Annotated in this window: 17 protein-coding genes; 7 read left to right on the top strand and 10 right to left on the bottom strand. The window is 60.1% G+C overall.

The annotated features are described in order from the left end of the window. The first annotated feature begins 21 nt into the window (after positions 1-21). Positions 22-900 (top strand): putrescine utilization regulator PtrR, encoded by an 879-nt coding sequence (gene ptrR, locus ACOYXH_RS08825; RefSeq protein ID WP_095050129.1) that lies wholly within the window; start codon positions 22-24, stop codon positions 898-900. Positions 901-927: 27 nt separating this feature from the next. On the opposite strand, the gene ACOYXH_RS08830 is transcribed toward ptrR, so the two are convergent. Continuing rightward, positions 928-2,493: an aldehyde dehydrogenase (NADP(+)) gene (locus ACOYXH_RS08830; RefSeq protein WP_460410525.1), complete on the bottom strand. Its 1,566-nt coding sequence runs from the start codon at positions 2,491-2,493 to the stop codon at positions 928-930. Beyond that, positions 2,490-3,128 (bottom strand): cysteine hydrolase family protein, encoded by a 639-nt coding sequence (locus ACOYXH_RS08835; protein WP_095050046.1) that lies wholly within the window; start codon positions 3,126-3,128, stop codon positions 2,490-2,492. Before ACOYXH_RS08835 ends, ACOYXH_RS08830 begins: the two co-directional genes overlap by 4 nt. 98 nt (positions 3,129-3,226) lie before the next feature. Between ACOYXH_RS08835 and ACOYXH_RS08840 the strand changes: the two genes are divergently transcribed. Then, the gene (locus tag ACOYXH_RS08840) at positions 3,227-3,724 is read left to right on the top strand and encodes a winged helix-turn-helix transcriptional regulator (protein ID WP_099758736.1); all 498 of its coding nucleotides are present in this window, start codon (positions 3,227-3,229) and stop codon (positions 3,722-3,724) included. A gap of 6 nt (positions 3,725-3,730) precedes the next feature. On the opposite strand, the gene ACOYXH_RS08845 is transcribed toward ACOYXH_RS08840, so the two are convergent. Both ACOYXH_RS08845 and ACOYXH_RS08850 read right to left on the bottom strand, forming a co-directional pair. Next, on the bottom strand, positions 3,731-4,354 hold the full coding sequence (locus tag ACOYXH_RS08845) for a glutathione S-transferase family protein (RefSeq protein ID WP_258709662.1): 624 nt from the start codon (positions 4,352-4,354) through the stop codon (positions 3,731-3,733). A 100-nt stretch (positions 4,355-4,454) separates the two neighbouring features. Continuing rightward, complete coding sequence (locus ACOYXH_RS08850) at positions 4,455-5,870, bottom strand: purine-cytosine permease family protein (RefSeq protein ID WP_460410527.1); 1,416 nt, start codon at positions 5,868-5,870, stop codon at positions 4,455-4,457. Positions 5,871-6,105: 235 nt separating this feature from the next. On the opposite strand from ACOYXH_RS08850, the gene ACOYXH_RS08855 reads away from it, so the two are divergent. Then, positions 6,106-7,017, top strand: coding sequence for a LysR family transcriptional regulator (locus tag ACOYXH_RS08855; protein ID WP_095125698.1), 912 nt, complete (start codon positions 6,106-6,108; stop codon positions 7,015-7,017). An 18-nt stretch (positions 7,018-7,035) separates the two neighbouring features. Here ACOYXH_RS08855 and argE read toward each other — a convergent pair whose 3' ends face one another. The 6 genes from argE to ACOYXH_RS08885 form a co-directional block, all read right to left on the bottom strand. Next, positions 7,036-8,184 (bottom strand): acetylornithine deacetylase, encoded by a 1,149-nt coding sequence (gene argE / locus ACOYXH_RS08860; protein ID WP_460410528.1) that lies wholly within the window; start codon positions 8,182-8,184, stop codon positions 7,036-7,038. Next, on the bottom strand, positions 8,181-8,858 hold the full coding sequence (locus tag ACOYXH_RS08865; protein ID WP_095050052.1) for a DUF1028 domain-containing protein: 678 nt from the start codon (positions 8,856-8,858) through the stop codon (positions 8,181-8,183). The genes argE and ACOYXH_RS08865 overlap by 4 nt, the downstream gene beginning before the upstream one ends. Positions 8,859-9,012: 154 nt before the next feature. After that, on the bottom strand, positions 9,013-9,429 hold the full coding sequence (locus tag ACOYXH_RS08870; RefSeq protein ID WP_099758743.1) for a RidA family protein: 417 nt from the start codon (positions 9,427-9,429) through the stop codon (positions 9,013-9,015). A gap of 57 nt (positions 9,430-9,486) precedes the next feature. Beyond that, entirely contained in the window at positions 9,487-10,806 is a 1,320-nt protein-coding gene (locus ACOYXH_RS08875) for a flavin-containing monooxygenase (protein ID WP_460410529.1), read from the bottom strand. Positions 10,807-11,013: 207 nt separating this feature from the next. Continuing rightward, complete coding sequence (locus ACOYXH_RS08880) at positions 11,014-11,280, bottom strand: FecR/PupR family sigma factor regulator (protein ID WP_460064173.1); 267 nt, start codon at positions 11,278-11,280, stop codon at positions 11,014-11,016. A gap of 257 nt (positions 11,281-11,537) precedes the next feature. Beyond that, entirely contained in the window at positions 11,538-12,356 is an 819-nt protein-coding gene (locus tag ACOYXH_RS08885; protein WP_460064175.1) for an alpha/beta fold hydrolase, read from the bottom strand. 186 nt (positions 12,357-12,542) lie between these two features. On the opposite strand from ACOYXH_RS08885, the gene ACOYXH_RS08890 reads away from it, so the two are divergent. From ACOYXH_RS08890 to ACOYXH_RS08905, 4 genes are all read left to right on the top strand, one after another. Then, positions 12,543-12,992: a winged helix-turn-helix transcriptional regulator gene (locus ACOYXH_RS08890; protein WP_220558631.1), complete on the top strand. Its 450-nt coding sequence runs from the start codon at positions 12,543-12,545 to the stop codon at positions 12,990-12,992. A 97-nt stretch (positions 12,993-13,089) separates the two neighbouring features. Next, entirely contained in the window at positions 13,090-13,638 is a 549-nt protein-coding gene (locus ACOYXH_RS08895; RefSeq protein ID WP_095050131.1) for a hypothetical protein, read from the top strand. Between the two features lie 48 nt (positions 13,639-13,686). Then, entirely contained in the window at positions 13,687-14,097 is a 411-nt protein-coding gene (locus ACOYXH_RS08900) for a lipocalin-like domain-containing protein (RefSeq protein ID WP_095050056.1), read from the top strand. 155 nt (positions 14,098-14,252) lie between these two features. Further along, positions 14,253-15,959, top strand: coding sequence for a ShlB/FhaC/HecB family hemolysin secretion/activation protein (locus ACOYXH_RS08905; RefSeq protein ID WP_460410530.1), 1,707 nt, complete (start codon positions 14,253-14,255; stop codon positions 15,957-15,959). Positions 15,960-15,983: the final 24 nt, after the last annotated feature.

Here is a 15,983-nt window from a genome sequence, read left to right on the forward strand (position 1 = left end):
TTTCACGATTGGAGAATGACTGTGGATCTGGTGCAGCTGGAAATCTTCAAAGCCGTTGCCGAGCACGGCAGCATCAGCGCCGCCGCCGCGCAGATTCATCGCGTGCCGTCGAACCTGACCACGCGGATCAAGCAGCTTGAGCAGGATCTGGGCGTTGATCTGTTTATCCGCGAGAAAAGCCGTTTGCGCCTGTCGCCGGCCGGGTGGAGTTTTCTTGAATACGCGCGACGGATTCTCGACCTGGTGCAAGAGGCCCGGGCGACGGTGGCGGGGGAGGAACCGCAGGGCGCGTTTCCGTTAGGCTCGCTGGAAAGCACGGCGGCGGTGCGTATTCCCGAATTGCTCGCGGCGTACAACCAATTGCACCCCAAGGTCGATCTCGACCTCTCGACCGGCCCCTCGGGCACGATGATCGACGGCGTGCTGTCCGGGCGTCTGGCTGCAGCGTTTGTCGACGGCCCGGTGCTGCATCCAACGCTGGAAGGCGTGCCGGCGTTCGAGGAAGAAATGGTCATCATCGCCCCGATCAGCCACGCGCCCGTCAAGCGCGCGGCGGATGTCAACGGCGAGAATATTTATGCCTTCCGTTCCAACTGTTCCTACCGTCACCACTTTGAAAAATGGTTCAGCACCGACGCCGCTGTACCGGGCAAGATCTTCGAAATGGAGTCCTATCACGGCATGCTCGCCTGCGTCAGCGCCGGTGCAGGTCTGGCGCTGATGCCGCGCAAAATGCTGCAGAGCATGCCCGGCAGCGCGACCGTCAGCGTCTGGCCATTGGCCGCGGACTTTCGTTATCTGACCACTTGGCTGGTGTGGCGACGGGGCACGGTATCGCGCAGTCTGAGCATGTTTGTGCGCTTGCTGGAAGAGCGCGGGGTGGTGCGCGCAGATGCATGATCGCGTCCGCCGCGCACTGGATCGCTGTTATTGCCCGTCGACGCTACGTGGCAGTTGCAGCGGATTGCCCTCGCGCAACGGCTGTGGCAACAACTCATCCGGAAAACCCTGATAAGTCACGGGACGCAAGAAGCGTTCGATCGAGGTCATGCCGACCGAGGTGAAACGGCTGTCCGACGTCGCCGGAAACGGCCCGCCGTGCACCGTGGCGTACGTCACTTCCTGTGGATGCGCGAAGGCGTTGGCCACGATGCGTCCGGTGCGGCGTTCGAGGATCGGCAGCAGGCGCCGCGCGAGTTCCAGGTCCACCTCTTCAAGGTGGATGGCAGCGCTGAGCTGTCCCCTGAACGAGCGGGCGACCGCCAGCAGTTCCTCGGCATCAGTGACCGCCACCAGCAGCGCCGACGGGCCGAACACTTCGTGGGCCAATCCCGGTTCACTGAGCAATTGGTGTCCCTCGACTTGCAGCAACGCAGCACGTCCGGCGAACGTGGCATCGGCCGGCGTGCCTGTCGCGATCACCTGCGCGCCGGCACCTTCCATCGCCATCAGACCCTCGACGTAGGCACCATGAATGCCCGGCGTCAGCATTGTCCGCGCCGATGCCGCGCTGACCCGTTTGCGCATGGCGCTGCGCAGCTCTTCAAACCCGGCACCACGGATGGCAATCAGGATCGACGGACACAAACAGGCCTGACCGACGTTGACCAGCATGCGCTCGATAAAGCCGTCGCCGATCTCGGTGCCGCGAGCCGCCATGGCCTCGGGCAGGATGAAGGTCGGGTTGACGCTGGTCATTTCGGTGAATACCGGGATCGGCTCGGGGCGCAATTGCGCGCGGCGATAGAGCGCCATGCCGCCCTGTTCAGATCCGGTAAACGTCACAGCCTTGATCAGCGGATGATCGACCAGCGCTTCGCCAATGGCATTGCCGCCACCACGCACCATCGAGAAAACACCTTCGGGCAAGCCATGCGCCTGCACGGCTTTACGAATGGCGCGGGCCTGGATTTCCGAGGCGCCGGGATGCGCGTTGTGTGCCTTGAGAATCACCGGTGCCCCGGCCGCGAGTGCCGACGCGGTATCGCCACCTGCCACCGAATAGGAAATCGGGAAGTTGCTCGCGCCGAAAATCGCCACCGGGCCGATGGCGATTTTTTGCAAGCGATGATCCATCCGTGGGCGCGGCTGACGCTGGGGTTGCGCCGGGTCGATGGCCAATTGCAGAAAGCGGCCCCGGCGCACCACATCGGCGAACTGGCGGAACTGGATCGCGGCTCTCAAAGCTTCGCCCTCAAGCTGTGCTTCGGGCAGTCCGGTTTCCAGTGCCGCGCGTGCCGCCAGTTCGCTACGAACCTCATCGAGGTTGTCAGCGATGCTCTCGAGAAACGCGGCACGCTCGGCCAGCGAGGTGTGGCTGTAGTGGTCGAACGCGGCATCGGCGAGTGTTGCAGCCTGATCAACCTGTGCCGCACCGCCGAAAGCGAAGTCCGGTTCTATCCGTTGATCGGTGGCCGGGTTCAGCGCTTTCATCGTGCCTTCGGTGGCGGCGACATCCGCCGCACCGATCAGCAAATGGCCGGTCAGATTCATTGCGCTTCACCCTGGGATTGGAGGTTGGCAATTAGTTCGTCAGTGCTGGCAATCACGTGAGCGAATGTCGGGCCGTTGAGTTCGTGAGCGGCGTGCATCATTTCCGCTTTGAAGGCCGCTGTTGCATCGCGTACCAGGGTGACGTGGTAGCCCAGTTCCGAGGCATAGCGCGCGGTGGCTTCGATGCAGGTATTGGCCAGCAGGCCGACGATGATTACGTGGGTGACGCCTTGCTGCTTCAGGCGAAAATCCAGGTCGGTGTTGGCGAATCCACTGGAACCCCAATGCTCCTGAACCACGATATCGCCATCCTTCGGGGCGAAATCCGGGTGCCATTCGCCGCCCCATTCGCCCCGGGCAAAATGATGCATGTGCATGATTTTGCATTGCGTCGGGGTCGGGTGGTCCCAGGTTTCGTAGTCGCCTTTTTCCCAGCGATGATGGGGTACGATGACCACCGGAATGTTCAGGTCGCGCACCGTGCGATCGAGTTTGCGCAGGTTGTCGAGCAGGCCGTTCTGCTCGGCCATGGGTTTGATCAAAGGGAAAATCTTGCCGCCCTCCGAGAGAAAATCGTTGTACGGATCGACCAACAGGTAGGCGGTTCTGTCCAGCGGATAGGGGGTATTCGACATGGCTGCTTGCTCCGGCAATGGGATTATCGGTGCACAGGGCTTGTCCCGGCATCGTGTAGATATGATAATCATAGTAACTGTAAAAGAGGCAAGCCCTGATGGCAGTAAACGATAGTCTTCCCGATACGCTGTGCCCGATTTCCCGGGCCGAGACGATCGTCGGCGACCGCTGGACCGTGCTGGTTTTGCGCGAGTTGTTCATGGCCAATCATCGCTATGACGAGATCCAGGCGCAGACCGGCGGTACGCCGCAGATGGTTGCCGCGCGTCTGAAATGCCTAGAAGCGGAGGGGCTGGTTGAGCGCCGGTTGTACAACGAAAGGCCGAAACGCTACGAGTACCACCTCACGGCGAAAGGTGAGGCGTTCTACCCGGTGATCATCGCGTTGCGGGCGTGGGGAGAGACCTGGTGCAAGGCACCGGAGGAGGGACTGGCGGTGAACATGACCCACAAAAACTGCAACCACGACGCCGGCCTCGGGCCGCTGTGCGAGCACTGCGGTGAACCGTTGCGTCGGCAAGATTTGATCAGCCAGCCACAAGCAGCCTACGCCGCCGAACGGCAGGCGCGGCGTGAGGCGTTCAAAAGCAAATAACCGCGATCACGGCGTGCCGTTGCGACCGTGCAGCACGTAGCCGGGGCGCAGGTTCAAGCGATTGTAATAGGCTTTCACTGCGGCAAAATCCGGGTGAGCCAGTGGGGTTTCGAACCAGCGGTTCACCGACAGCCCGATGGGAATGTCCGCCAGGGAAAACTGTTCGCCGCTGACGTAGGCGCCGGTCTTCTCCAGTTGCCGGTCGAGGATTGCCATGTTCTTCGACCATTGCTCAATCCCGACCGCCAGTGCGGCGCTGTCCTGATGCTCAGGCGACTGTCGCACCAGAGACAGAAAAGCGTACGACCACGAGCGATTCAGCTCCGACGCTTGCCAGTCGATCCACTGATCAATCCGCGCCCGTGTTTGCGCGTCAGTCGGGTAGAGGTGCGAACCGTCGTAGCGCGACACCAGATAACGAATGATCGTGTTCGATTCCCACAACGTGAAGTCGCCGTCCTGAATCACCGGCACCATGGCACAGGGATTGAGCGCGAGAAACTGCGCATCGTGCGTCGATCTGAATCCCGAACCCCAGTCTTCACGCTCGAAAGGAATCTGCAGTTCAGCGCAAGTCCACAGGACTTTGCGCACGTTGATCGATGAGGCTTTACCCAGTATTCGCAGCATTGGATTTCCCTTACCCAATAATCGTCAGGCCTGAAGTAATACCACACCGCAATAGACAAGGCCCGCACTGGGCGGGCCTTGGTTGTTCATCAGGTCAAAATCACAGACTGCTCGCCAGTTTCCCGCCCATCATCCGCCGCCGATAGGACGTGTCGCGGTTAGCCAGCCAGAAGTACAACGGCGAGGTCACCAGCAGCCCCACCAGCCAGGACAGGTCCGCGCCGTTGATGTGCGCCGACACCGGGCCGACGTAAAGCGGCGTGTTCATGAACGGGATCTGCACGGCGATGCCGATCGCGTAAGCCAGCAACGCCTGCGGGTTGTAGCGGCCGTAGATGCCGCCGTCGACCTGGAAGATCGACTGGATGTCGTACTGACCTTTGTGGATTGCGTAGAAGTCGATCAGGTTGATCGCCGTCCACGGCACCAACACCACCAGCAACACCAGCACCATGTCGACGAAGTGGCCGATAAAGTCTTTCGAGGCGCCGACAGCGGCAAAGCAGCAGGCCAGCAACACGATGATCGAGATCACCGCACGGCTTTTGGCGGTAGGAATCCAGCGGTAGGCGAAGGTTTGCACCAGGGTGATCAGCGACAGCACCGCGCCGTAGAGGTTGAGGGCGTTGTGGCTGATTACGCTGAGCAGAAACAGCACCAGCATCAGCGGGCCAATGGAACCGGTGGCGAGTTTCACCGCGTCCATGGTGTCCATGCCGACGGGCGTTGCCAGCACCGCGACGGCACCGAAGATGAACGCCAGACTCGACCCCAGCGCTGAACCCAGATACGTGGTCCAGAACGTCGACGAGACTCTAACGTCCGCCGGCAAGTAACGCGAATAATCAGACACGTAAGGCGCAAACGCGATCTGCCACAACGCCGCCAACGACACAGTGGCCAGCCAGCCGGACAGGTTGAAGCTGCCGCGAGTGAGGAAGTCGTCAGTCTGAATATGGGTGAAAATGTAGCCGAAACCGACAACGATGCCGATCCCCAACACCCACGTGCCGATGCGGTTGAGCACGTGGATGAAGCGGTAACCAATGATGCCGATAATCCCAGAACCGACTGCGCCGATGACGATGCCGACCGGCACCGGAACGCTGTCGACCACGCCATGCAGCGACTTGCCGGCCAGCACGATGTTGGAGGCGAAAAAGCCGATGTACATGACGCCGGCAATCAACACCACCAGCAACGCGCCGAGGGAGCCGAACTGCGCACGGCTCTGGATCATCTGCGGGATGCCCATCTGTGGGCCTTGCGCCGAGTGCAGCGCCATCAACACGCCGCCGACCAAATGGCCGACGAGAATCGCGACGATGCCCCAGAGCAGATTCAAGTGAAACAACTGCACGCCCAGTGCACCGGTGACGATGGGCAACGGCGCGATATTGCCGCCGAACCACAGCGTGAACAGATCCCTGACCTTTCCGTGGCGATCTTCGGGGGGCACGTATCCTATCGTGTGTTTTTCAATCAGCGGAGCGGAAGTTGCTGCAGGGATAGCCATGACGAACTCCAAGGCAAGGATGAGTACGTGGACGTACTTCGGCAAGCGCCGGCATGGGCGGCGCATTTCTTGTTGAAGTGATCATGTGCAAAGCGTCGGGATTGATAAATTAGTAAGTTTGTTGCTACAGACCTTAAAAAAAATATGCTTCGGCTGGCGCCCGCGTCCGGTATGTTCAAGCTTGATCGTGCGCCAGGGAAACAGGGCGAACACTCGCGCTCTTCGGGAGACTCACATGGCTGCCTATAACCTGCGCCAGCTCAAATACTTCGTCACCACGGCCGACTGCGGCAGCGTCGCCGAGGCCTCGCGCAAGCTCTACATCGCGCAGCCGTCGGTCTCCACCGCGATCAAGCATCTGGAAGAAAGCTTCGGCGTGCAGTTATTCATCCGTCACCACGCCCAAGGCGTCTCGCTGACGCCCAGTGGCTCGCGCTTTTATCGCAAGGCGCTGGAGCTGCTGCGGGTGGCTCACGAGTTTGAACAAAACGCGCTGGCCGATAATGACGTGGTCGCAGGGCAGATCGATATCGGCTGTTTCGAAACCGTCGCACCGCTGTACTTGCCGCGCTTGATCGCCGGCTTCAAGGCGCGCTGGCCAGGGGTGGAAATCCGCATTCGTGATGGCGAACAACAAGAGTTGGTACAGGCCCTGACCGCCGGCAGCATCGACGTGGCGATGATGTTTGAACACGACTTGGACAGCACCATCGAAACCACGCCGCTGATGCCACCGCAGCAGCCTTATGCGTTGCTGCCGGCCAGCCACCGCTTTGCGCAACAGGCAAAGGTCTCGCTGGATGATCTGGTGCTGGAACCGATGATCCTGCTCGACGTGGTGCCGAGCCGCACCTACTTCGTGAGCATCTTCGAGGAACGCGGACTGACGCCGAACATCGTCTTCAGCTCACCGTCGATCGAAATGGTGCGCGGTATGGTCGGCAACGGTTTCGGCTTTTCGATTCTGGTGACCAAACCGTTCAGCGACTACACCTACGACGGCCAGCAAGTGGTGTGCGTGCCGCTGGCGGAAAACGTCACCGGTTCGGGATTGTCGGCGGCCTGGCTGCGCCGGGTGCAACTGACCAAACCGGCGCAGTTGTTTGTCGATCATTGCCGCGAAGAACTGGCCCGAGTGCACCCGTGAGGGCGGTCGGGCCGGGGTTCAATCACTGATAAACGCAAGCATGCGCTGAAGCATCTGATCGCACACCTGCAACTGATCGAGGCTGACAAACTCATCGGGCTTGTGACCCTGATCCATGCTGCCGGGGCCACACACCACGGTGGGAATGCCTACTGCATCAAACAACCCGCCTTCAGTGCCGAAGGCCACGGTGCCGAAATCCGTTGAACCGCAGAACGCAGAGATCAACTCAGCGGCCTGACTTTGCGCATCGGTGGCCAGCCCCGGATACGCCGATAAGGCGCTGAAGCGAATATCACTCTGCGCACTGACCGCGCGCATACGCGGCAGCACTTCGCGCTCGGCGTAGGCTTTCAGTGCTTCGGCGACGAGCGCTGGATCCTGCGAGGGCAGGGCGCGGATCTCGAAATCGAAACGGCAATCGGCGGGCACGATGTTCAAGGCCTTGCCGCCGCTGATCACACCGGTCTGCACCGTGCTGTAGGGCGGGTCGAAGCGCGCATCGTGATGCTCCGGCGCTTTCAGTTGCTGGCCGAGGCGACCCAGTTCGCCGATCAGTTCGGCGGCGTATTCAATCGCGTTGACCCCGAGCGGCGCATAGGCCGAATGGCAAGGATGGCCCTGCACATCGCAGCGCATTGCCAGTTTGCCCTTGTGGCCGAGCACCGGTTTCAATTCGGTCGGTTCGCCGATGATGCACAGCAACGGTTTGATCGGGCGTTGCTGCAAGACCTTGAGCAACGAACGCACGCCGAGGCAGCCGACTTCTTCGTCATAGGACAAGGCAATGTGCACCGGCAGGCGCAGCGGCGTTTTAACCAGCAACGGCACCAAGGCCAGCACGCAGGCGATATAACCCTTCATGTCTGCGGTACCGCGCCCAAACACCTTGCCGTCGCGTTCCGTCAGTTCGAACGGCGGCAGCGTCCACGGCTGACCATCGACCGGCACCACATCGGTGTGCCCGGACAGCACGATGCCCGGTTGATCCACCGGGCCGATCGTGGCGAACAGGTTGGCTTTGCTGCGCTCATCGTTGTAGATCAGCGCGCATGGCACGTCGAAACCTTCGAGGTAATCGCGAACGAATTCGATCAGTTGCAAGTTGGATTCACGGCTGGTGGTATCGAACCCCACCAGCGCCTTGAGCAACTCGACGCTGTTCATCGGTCATCACCGGCCACGCCATAACCCGGCGCCTTGGCCGGATCGAGGGCGCGGTCGATGTAGTCCTGAAGCTGCGGCTCGTAAGCGTTCCAGAGTTTTTGCAACTGACCGATCGGGTCTTCATCAGCCCAGTCGACGCGCAGGTTGACGATCGGCCAGGTCTGCTCGCCGACCACCACAACAGCGGCGGAGTGCACCGGGCCGGCTTCGCCACCGAGCGCTTGTGCGGCGTGCAGGGCTTTGAGCAGACGATCAGCGAGTTGACCTTCGCCGTCCTCGAAGGCGCTGACCATGGCTTCGATCACCGAACGCCCGGCAAGCATGTTGCCGGCGGCGACGCACTGTTCGCCGCTGACGGCGTTGTGCACACCGAGGGTTTGCGCACCGCTGAAATGTGCGGTCTGGCCGAGGTGGTTGATCGCGGTGATCTGGCGGTACTGGCTGTAGCCGTTGCGCGTGAGGACTTTGTCCAGCGCGTCGTCAGGGGCGAGACCCTGCTCCATCAGCGCGAGGACTTCCGGGCCGAGGGACGGCAGGGTGATGTTCTGGCTCGACACCGCGCCAACACCCGGCAGCAGCCACGGGCAACGGGCACCGACGGCGATGCTGGAGGAACTGATGGCGACACCGAACTGACCGGTTTCGGCGCAGCGGGCTGTGATTGAAAAGGTCATCTGCTTACTCCTTACTAGGAAGATGTTGTCCTTGAGGGCCTCATCGCTGGCAAGCCAGCTCCCACAGGTTTGGGGTCGATCAAAAAACCTTCAAACAACTCCAAACCCTGTGGGAGCTGGCTTGCCAGCGATAGCCGCGACTCGGTGTGATGCCTTACTCAGGAATCACCGCAATCACATCAATCTCCATCAACCACTGCGGCTGCCCCAGCGCCGACACCACCAGTCCGGTGGAAATCGGAAACACACCCTTGAGCCACTTGCCGACTTCGCCATACACCGCCTCGCGATAACGTGGGTCGATCAGGTATGTGGTGGTCTTGACGATATGACTCATGTCGCTGCCAGCCTCTTCGAGCAGTTGCTTGACGTTGCGCATGGCCTGTTCTGCCTGCGCGCGCGGATCACCCAGACCGATCAGATTGCCGTCGAAATCAGTGCCGACCTGACCGCGTACATACACGGTGTTGCCGGCGCGCACGGCCTGGCACAGGTCGTTGTCCAGTGTCTGGTTCGGGTAGGTGTCCTTGGTGTTGAACATGCGGATGCGAGTGTGGGTGGGCTGGCTCATGAACGGCTCCTGAAGAAGGTATGCCCGGCGCAATCGGCGCCGGGGCGTAAAGGGCTATCAAGCGTCGACGGTGTCGGCGGCTTTGCTGTGGCTGTTCTGGTGCAACTCGGCCTCGCGCTGTTCGGCATCGCGGTAGTCGAGGTACTTGCGCTGGGTGGCGATGTGGTCGGCGACATGTTTGGCGTCGTGCCAAACGCCCCAGATAAATGACGAGCCACGGCGCGACTGCCACGGCAGACCGAGGAAATACACCCCCGGCTCACTCGACACGCCGCGCTGATGCACAGGCTTGCCCTTGTCATCGAACGCTGCGACCTGCAACCACGAGTAATCCACGGCAAACCCGGTGGCCCAGATGATCGCGGTGACGCCAGCCTTGGCCAGATCCAGATCGGCTAGCGGATTTTTCACGCACTCGGGGTCGGGATAGGTTTCGCGCGCTTCTGGTTCTTCCGGCAGATCGAGGCCGTTGCGCTCGATGTAGGCATCGGCGGCATCCAGCAACGCCAGATAATTCTCGTCGCCGCGAGTGAGGTTGCCGACCAGGTCCTGCTTGAAAGTCACCACGCCGTTATTGAACGATTCGGTGACGCCGACCAGGGTCATGCCGCGATGGGCCAGACCACGGAAATCGATGGTGCGACCGCCATGAGCGCCGCTGACTGCGATGGTCACGTGCTCACGACCGGGTTTCATCGCCGCTTGATCCCACTCGCCGAGCACGCCGAGCCACCAGCAGAAATCCCGGTTGCGATAAGCGCGAGGCGGGCGGTCATGGGCGCCGACCGACAGGTAAACCTGTTTGCCGGCACGTTGCAGCTCATCGGCGATCTGCACGCCGGAAGAACCGGCACCGACCACCAGCACTGAGCCTGCCGGCAGTTGCTGCGGGTTGCGGTAGTCAGCGGAATGGATCTGCAACAGACGTTCGTCTTGCGGGGCAATCGCCGGGATCACCGGTTTCTGAAACGGCCCGGTAGCGGCGACAACACGGTTGGCTTCGATCACACCTTCGGAGGTCTCGACAGTGAAACCCGGGCGACCGACATTGCGCACCACGCTTTTCACCTCAACGCCGGTACGGATCGGCGCATTGAATTTCTTCGCATAGGCTTCGAAATAGTCAGCCACACGTTCTTTCGGGGCGAAACCGTCGGGATCGACGTCATCGAATTCTAGCCCCGGGAAGCGGTCGTGCCACGCCGGGCCGTTGGCCACCAGCGAGTCCCAGCGCCCGGTGCGCCAGCGTTCGGCAATGCGATTGCGCTCCAGCACCAGGTGCGGCACGCCGAGTTTGCTCAGGTGCTCGCTCATGGCGACGCCTGCCTGGCCGGCACCCACGATCAGCGTGTCTGTTTTTATTATTTCAGGGGTCATCTCTACATCCTTCCTAGCAAGGCAGTGGGATTCGGGCCGCTGTTGGCTTGTCCGTTTGGCTTGAGGTCAGACTAGGGAGGAGGGGGATATCGGTAAAATATTATTAAGCTGGGATGTGAAGATAAAATTCTGATGCAGAGGGGCGAAAGCCTTTGAATACGCGGCTTTCAGTTGTTGGAGCGGGGGAGAGAGGGGCGAGCGTGGCCCCTATATTTCGCGCGAACCTTTGTGCGCTGGTTTGTCGCCGGTCAGGAGTTTTTTCGCTGTTTCGGGTTCATCCGGCAATTGGCCGCTGAGATCCCAGATTTCGAGCATTTTTGCGTATTCGAAAGCGTGGCGCGGGTCGAGCTGGATCCAGTGCTGGAAAGCCTGACGTTCAGCCAGCGGGCAATTGTTATCGTGCAGGCGCATGCACCAGTCAGCGGCTTGGTTAGCGATGTCTTCGTCTATTTCGTTGAAGTCGGAAGGGGGCATGGGCAGGTTCCTGTTTGGCCGGATAACGCACCCTACGAAGCGGACTGGGAAAAAAATGTCAAAACGGCGTAATGATCGTCTGGGTGCGTTTGCAGCGGACCTTCACGCAGTCCGTGCGGTTGCCATTATCGGCAAAACGCAAGCAAATGCCGACTCCCTTTTACTCGGTAATGCCCCGACGATAGATCGTCTCGGTCGAGACGCAGAGCCGCAAAAAGTCCGTCAAAGTGATCTGACGGACTTGTTCGTGGGGTTTTTCAGCGCTGGAGAAACGCCAGCAGATCCTCATTCAAGGCCTGCGCATGCGTCACCGCAAAACCATGCGGCGCCCCGGCGTAAACCTTCAGTTCAGCGCCCTTGATCTGCGCCGCCGCCTGTTTGCCGGTAGTTTCGAACGGCACGATCTGGTCGCCGTCGCCATGGATCACCAGCGTCGGTACATCGATTTTCGCCATGTCCGGGCGGAAGTCGGTTTCCGAGAACGCAGTGACGCAATCCACGGTGCCTTTGAGCGAGGCAAGCAGGGCGACATTCAGGGTTTGCGTGAGCACGCCGTCAGAGACTTTCTGGCCTTGGTTGGTGCCGTAGAACGGCGCGGCGAAGTCGGCGATGAACTGCGCACGATCCTGCAGCAGGCCGGCCTTGATGCCGTCAAACACTGAAGTATCGACGCCCTGCGGGAAGTCGGCTTTCTTGCCGAACAGCGGTGTCACCGCGCCCAACAACACCAGACCGGCAACGCGCTCGCTGCCATGCCGGGCGATGTAGCGGCTGACGTCGCCGCCGCCCATGGAAAAGCCCACCAGCGTCACGTCACGCAGGTCCAAATGGTTGATCAGCTGCGCGATGTCATCGGCGAAGGTGTCGTAGTCATATCCGGTCCACGGCTGATCGGAACGGCCGAAACCGCGACGATCAAAGGCAATGGTGCGATAGCCACGGCTGCTTAGGTATTCCATCTGGTATTCCCACATGTCGGCATCCAGCGGCCAGCCGTGGCTGAACAGCACAGGTTTACCGCTGCCCCAATCCTTGTAGTAAATCTCGGTACCGTCTTGCGTGGTGAAGGTGCTCATGGAAACTCCTGCGTCAGGGATCGCGAGTGATGCCGAAATGGCGACATTCACTATCAACGCAAAGCGATCCGGCTACTTGTATGCAGGTGCTGGTTTTAGGTCGGCTCGGTCGTGGATCCGCGCCAGAGTTGTATGATGCAACTCAAGGCCGCCCGGCCGCCTACTGAATCGAGGGAGTACGTTTACGTGAAACGCAAAAGTCTGCAGGGCAATGCCTGCCCGGTTGCCCGCACGCTGGATCTGATCGGTGACTGGTGGTCGTTGTTGATCATTCGTGATGCGCTGGATGGCATCCGGCGTTTCAATGATTTCCAGAAGAGTCTGGATATCGCGAAAAACATGCTCAGCGCGCGCCTCAAGGGGCTGGTGGAGCAGGGGATTCTGCAAGCGATGCCAGCCGCCGACGGCGGCGCTTATAAGGAATACGTGCTGACTGAGCGTGGCAAAGCCTTGCAGACCGTGATCGTCGCGCTGTCGCAGTGGGGCGGTGAATTCATGTACGCGCCGGGTGAGCCGGGGTCGGTGATGGTTGATGCAAAGGATCGTCAGCCGATTCGCAAGCTGGCGTTGACCTCGGCCGATGGTCGCCTGCTTGCACCCGATGACGTCGCGACGCGACTGGGTGTTGAGCACTGACGAACAAAGGTTTGACGTCAAAATGATGGCCAACTAATATCGCGCCGCTATTCTGATGTCATCCTTGGCGCCAGTCCTTAATCGAGAAACTTCGTCCGTGAATAAACGCGCATTACTGCCTCTGGCTGTGATTTTCACGCTTGTAGGCTGCCATTCCACTGTTCGGGATTCCTCCCCGAGCCTGCTCAAAGACGGTGTTCAGTTGGGCCAGAACACCGTTGCCACGGATGACCAGCACGCCAAGGTCATCATGAAGGCCACGGGTGGCACCAATCCGGTGGAGTTTTCCATCCGGCGTGCGGATGACCCTGACCGTCGCATGGAGGTGCTTGGCACCGTCGTCGATTCAGGTCGGGGCCATGTTTTCGGCTGGATCGCCAAGCTCAATGAAGTGGCCAACAGCGCCACGGTCAAGCGCTTCCCACAAGTGGAGGCACAAGCGGATGCCGACAAGCCCTTTGAAATTTCGGGGTATTCGAACAGCCGGGTTACGGGGGGGATTTATACCTGTGGGCCGCTGACCACTGTTTTCACTCCCGAGCGTGGCAAGGTCTACCAGGTGGAGTTCCAGTTCAGCGGTGAGCATTGCGAACAGCATGTTTATGACGTTACTCAGCCCCGGCAGCGCACGCTCGTAAAGAGTTGAGTCGGCACGCACAGCGCACTGAATTTATCGAAAAAAAGGAAATACCCTGTGAAACGGAATCTCTCCCTGGCACTTATCATTCTGGCCGCCACATTGTCTGGCTGCGCCACTAATAAGCCGGTCGTTGACCCATCGCTGGTCGGTTCATGGAAAGGTCAGCGCGACGAAAACGGCAAATGCCAGTTCATGTCCTGGAAAAACCAGTTCAACGCCGACGGTACTTTCTCCATAACCTTTTTCCGCGACGCCAAGCAGACACAGAAGGTGCAAACCGAGCATGGCACCTGGACAGCTACCAATGGCAAGAGTGTGCTGAGAACCAATGGCGTCGCTGCGCCTGATGTTTACACCTACAAGCTTACTGATGCTGACACGGTGCATTACGTCAATGTGGAGAAAGGCCCTTCGGCGGATTGCCAGGAAGATTATGCTTTTGATGAGCACCGTATTCGCGGGTAAGCCAGTCAGAAGCATCGCGGGGCTGCAATGGCCCCGTTTGTTCAATTCTTGATACAAACCCGACAAAAGGTTTAAACGATAGTTTGACGTCAAAATGATGGCCATCTAATATCGCGCCACTATTTTGATGTCACTTTCGTATCGAGGGATCGAACATGTCCTCACCCGCCCTCGTGGCGAGGTTGTGCGTAGCGTTGCTGTGCCTTTCTCCACTCCAGATTGCCGTTGCCGCCCCTACACCCGGCGACACCGACCTCATCCGTGATCGCCAGAACCGCCTGCTCGAAGAGCAGCAGCGGCGCCTTGAAGAACTCAAGGATCTGCCCGGCAAAGATGCCAGGCCTGCGCAACCGGCAGCCCCCACCGATACCCGCTGTTTCCCGATCAAAGACATCGAACTCAAAGGGGCCGACAGTCTTTCCGAGCGCGACAAGACTCGTCTGCTCAAACCCTATATCGGTGAATGCCTCGGTGTGCCGCAGCTCAACGAGCTGCTCAAAGTCATCACCGATCACTACATCGAGAAAGGCCTGGTCACCAGCCGCGCCTACCTGCCACAGCAGGATCTGTCCACCGGGCATCTGCAAGTGCTGGTGGTCGAAGGCAAACTTGAAGGCATGAAAGGCGCGGAAAACAGCCAGCTCTCGGAGCGCGAACTGGCCATGGCTTTCCCCGGCAAAACCGGTGACCTGGTCAATCTGCGCGAGATCGAGCAGATGGTCGATCAGCTCAATCGTCTGCCATCCAATCAGGCAAAAATGGAGCTGGCGCCCGGGCAGAATGTCGGTGGCAGTGCAGTGCTGGTCAACAACACCCCGCAGAAGCCATGGCGAGTCGGGCTGTCACGCAACAACGACGGCCAGCGCAGCACCGGTGAGCAGCAGTGGGGCACCACGTTTGACTGGGACAGCCCGCTTGGCCTGGCCGATCAGTTGAGCCTACGCGGCGGTCACGATGCGATGTCCGATCATCAGCACACCTCGCGTAACGCCATGCTCAACTACAGCTTGCCGTGGGGCTGGTGGACCTTCAGCTACACCTACAGCCAGAGCGAATACCGCTCGCAAATCGCCGCCAACCTCTACAACTTCAAACAGACCGGCGACAGCGAAAACCATCAGTTGCGCGCCGAGCGGGTGATCCACCGCGACGCCGTCAGCAAGACCTCGCTCAGCGCGGGTCTGTCGTATCTGCGCACCAACAACTTCATCGAAGACAGCAAACTCAAGCTGAGCAGCAACCGCATCAGCGAAGCGCAGTTCGGCTTCAACCACGGTCGTCGGATCGGCAGTGCCTTCGTCAACTTTGACGCGGGTATGCAAGAAGGCATTGGCGCCTTCGACGCGCAGGGCAGTCACGATCCGGGCCCGGGTGAGCCAAATGCACGCTACCGCAAATACACCGCCACCCTGAGCTACCTGCAGCCGTTCAAGTTGTGGGGCGAGTCGTTCAGCTTCAGCAGCCTGATGACCGGCCAGCGCAGTGAAGATGTGTTGTTCAGCCCGCAACGCACCAGCCTTGGTGGCTCGTCGTCGATTCGTGGTTACAAGGATCAGTCGCTGTCGGGCGACAGCGGTGGTTACTGGCGCAACGATCTGCGCTGGTCGCGCCCGGTGACCATCGAATGGCTGCAACCGGTGTTCGCTGAATACGGCACAAGCCTCGGTTACGACCAGGGTGTGATCCAGAACGGTCGCTACAACGGCGATCAGCACGGGCGCATGTCGAGCAACTCGCTGGACCTGTTTGCCCGTGGCAAATACCTGTCCGCCGGGGTGACGTTTGCTCATTCCCTGGAACGCCCGGATGCGCTGACCGAGCGTGAAGCACCGATCTACTTCCGCCTGGATTTCTTCCTCTAATACCGCCCGCCCCGAGATTCTGAA

Source organism: Pseudomonas sp. Mb7, from assembly GCF_054790525.1.

Bases quoted from the DNA above. Each gene is read 5' to 3' on its own strand.
- ACOYXH_RS08830 (WP_460410525.1), bottom strand. From the start codon at position 2,493: ATGAATCTGACCGGCCATTTGCTGATCGGTGCGGCGGATGTCGCCGCC.
- ACOYXH_RS08835 (WP_095050046.1), bottom strand. From the start codon at position 3,128: ATGTCGAATACCCCCTATCCGCTGGACAGAACCGCCTACCTGTTGGTC.
- ACOYXH_RS08840 (WP_099758736.1), top strand. From the start codon at position 3,227: ATGGCAGTAAACGATAGTCTTCCCGATACGCTGTGCCCGATTTCCCGG.
- ACOYXH_RS08845 (WP_258709662.1), bottom strand. From the start codon at position 4,354: ATGCTGCGAATACTGGGTAAAGCCTCATCGATCAACGTGCGCAAAGTC.
- ACOYXH_RS08850 (WP_460410527.1), bottom strand. From the start codon at position 5,870: ATGGCTATCCCTGCAGCAACTTCCGCTCCGCTGATTGAAAAACACACG.
- ACOYXH_RS08855 (WP_095125698.1), top strand. From the start codon at position 6,106: ATGGCTGCCTATAACCTGCGCCAGCTCAAATACTTCGTCACCACGGCC.
- argE (WP_460410528.1), bottom strand. From the start codon at position 8,184: ATGAACAGCGTCGAGTTGCTCAAGGCGCTGGTGGGGTTCGATACCACC.
- ACOYXH_RS08865 (WP_095050052.1), bottom strand. From the start codon at position 8,858: ATGACCTTTTCAATCACAGCCCGCTGCGCCGAAACCGGTCAGTTCGGT.
- ACOYXH_RS08870 (WP_099758743.1), bottom strand. From the start codon at position 9,429: ATGAGCCAGCCCACCCACACTCGCATCCGCATGTTCAACACCAAGGAC.
- ACOYXH_RS08875 (WP_460410529.1), bottom strand. From the start codon at position 10,806: ATGACCCCTGAAATAATAAAAACAGACACGCTGATCGTGGGTGCCGGC.
- ACOYXH_RS08880 (WP_460064173.1), bottom strand. From the start codon at position 11,280: ATGCCCCCTTCCGACTTCAACGAAATAGACGAAGACATCGCTAACCAA.
- ACOYXH_RS08885 (WP_460064175.1), bottom strand. From the start codon at position 12,356: ATGAGCACCTTCACCACGCAAGACGGTACCGAGATTTACTACAAGGAT.
- ACOYXH_RS08905 (WP_460410530.1), top strand. From the start codon at position 14,253: ATGTCCTCACCCGCCCTCGTGGCGAGGTTGTGCGTAGCGTTGCTGTGC.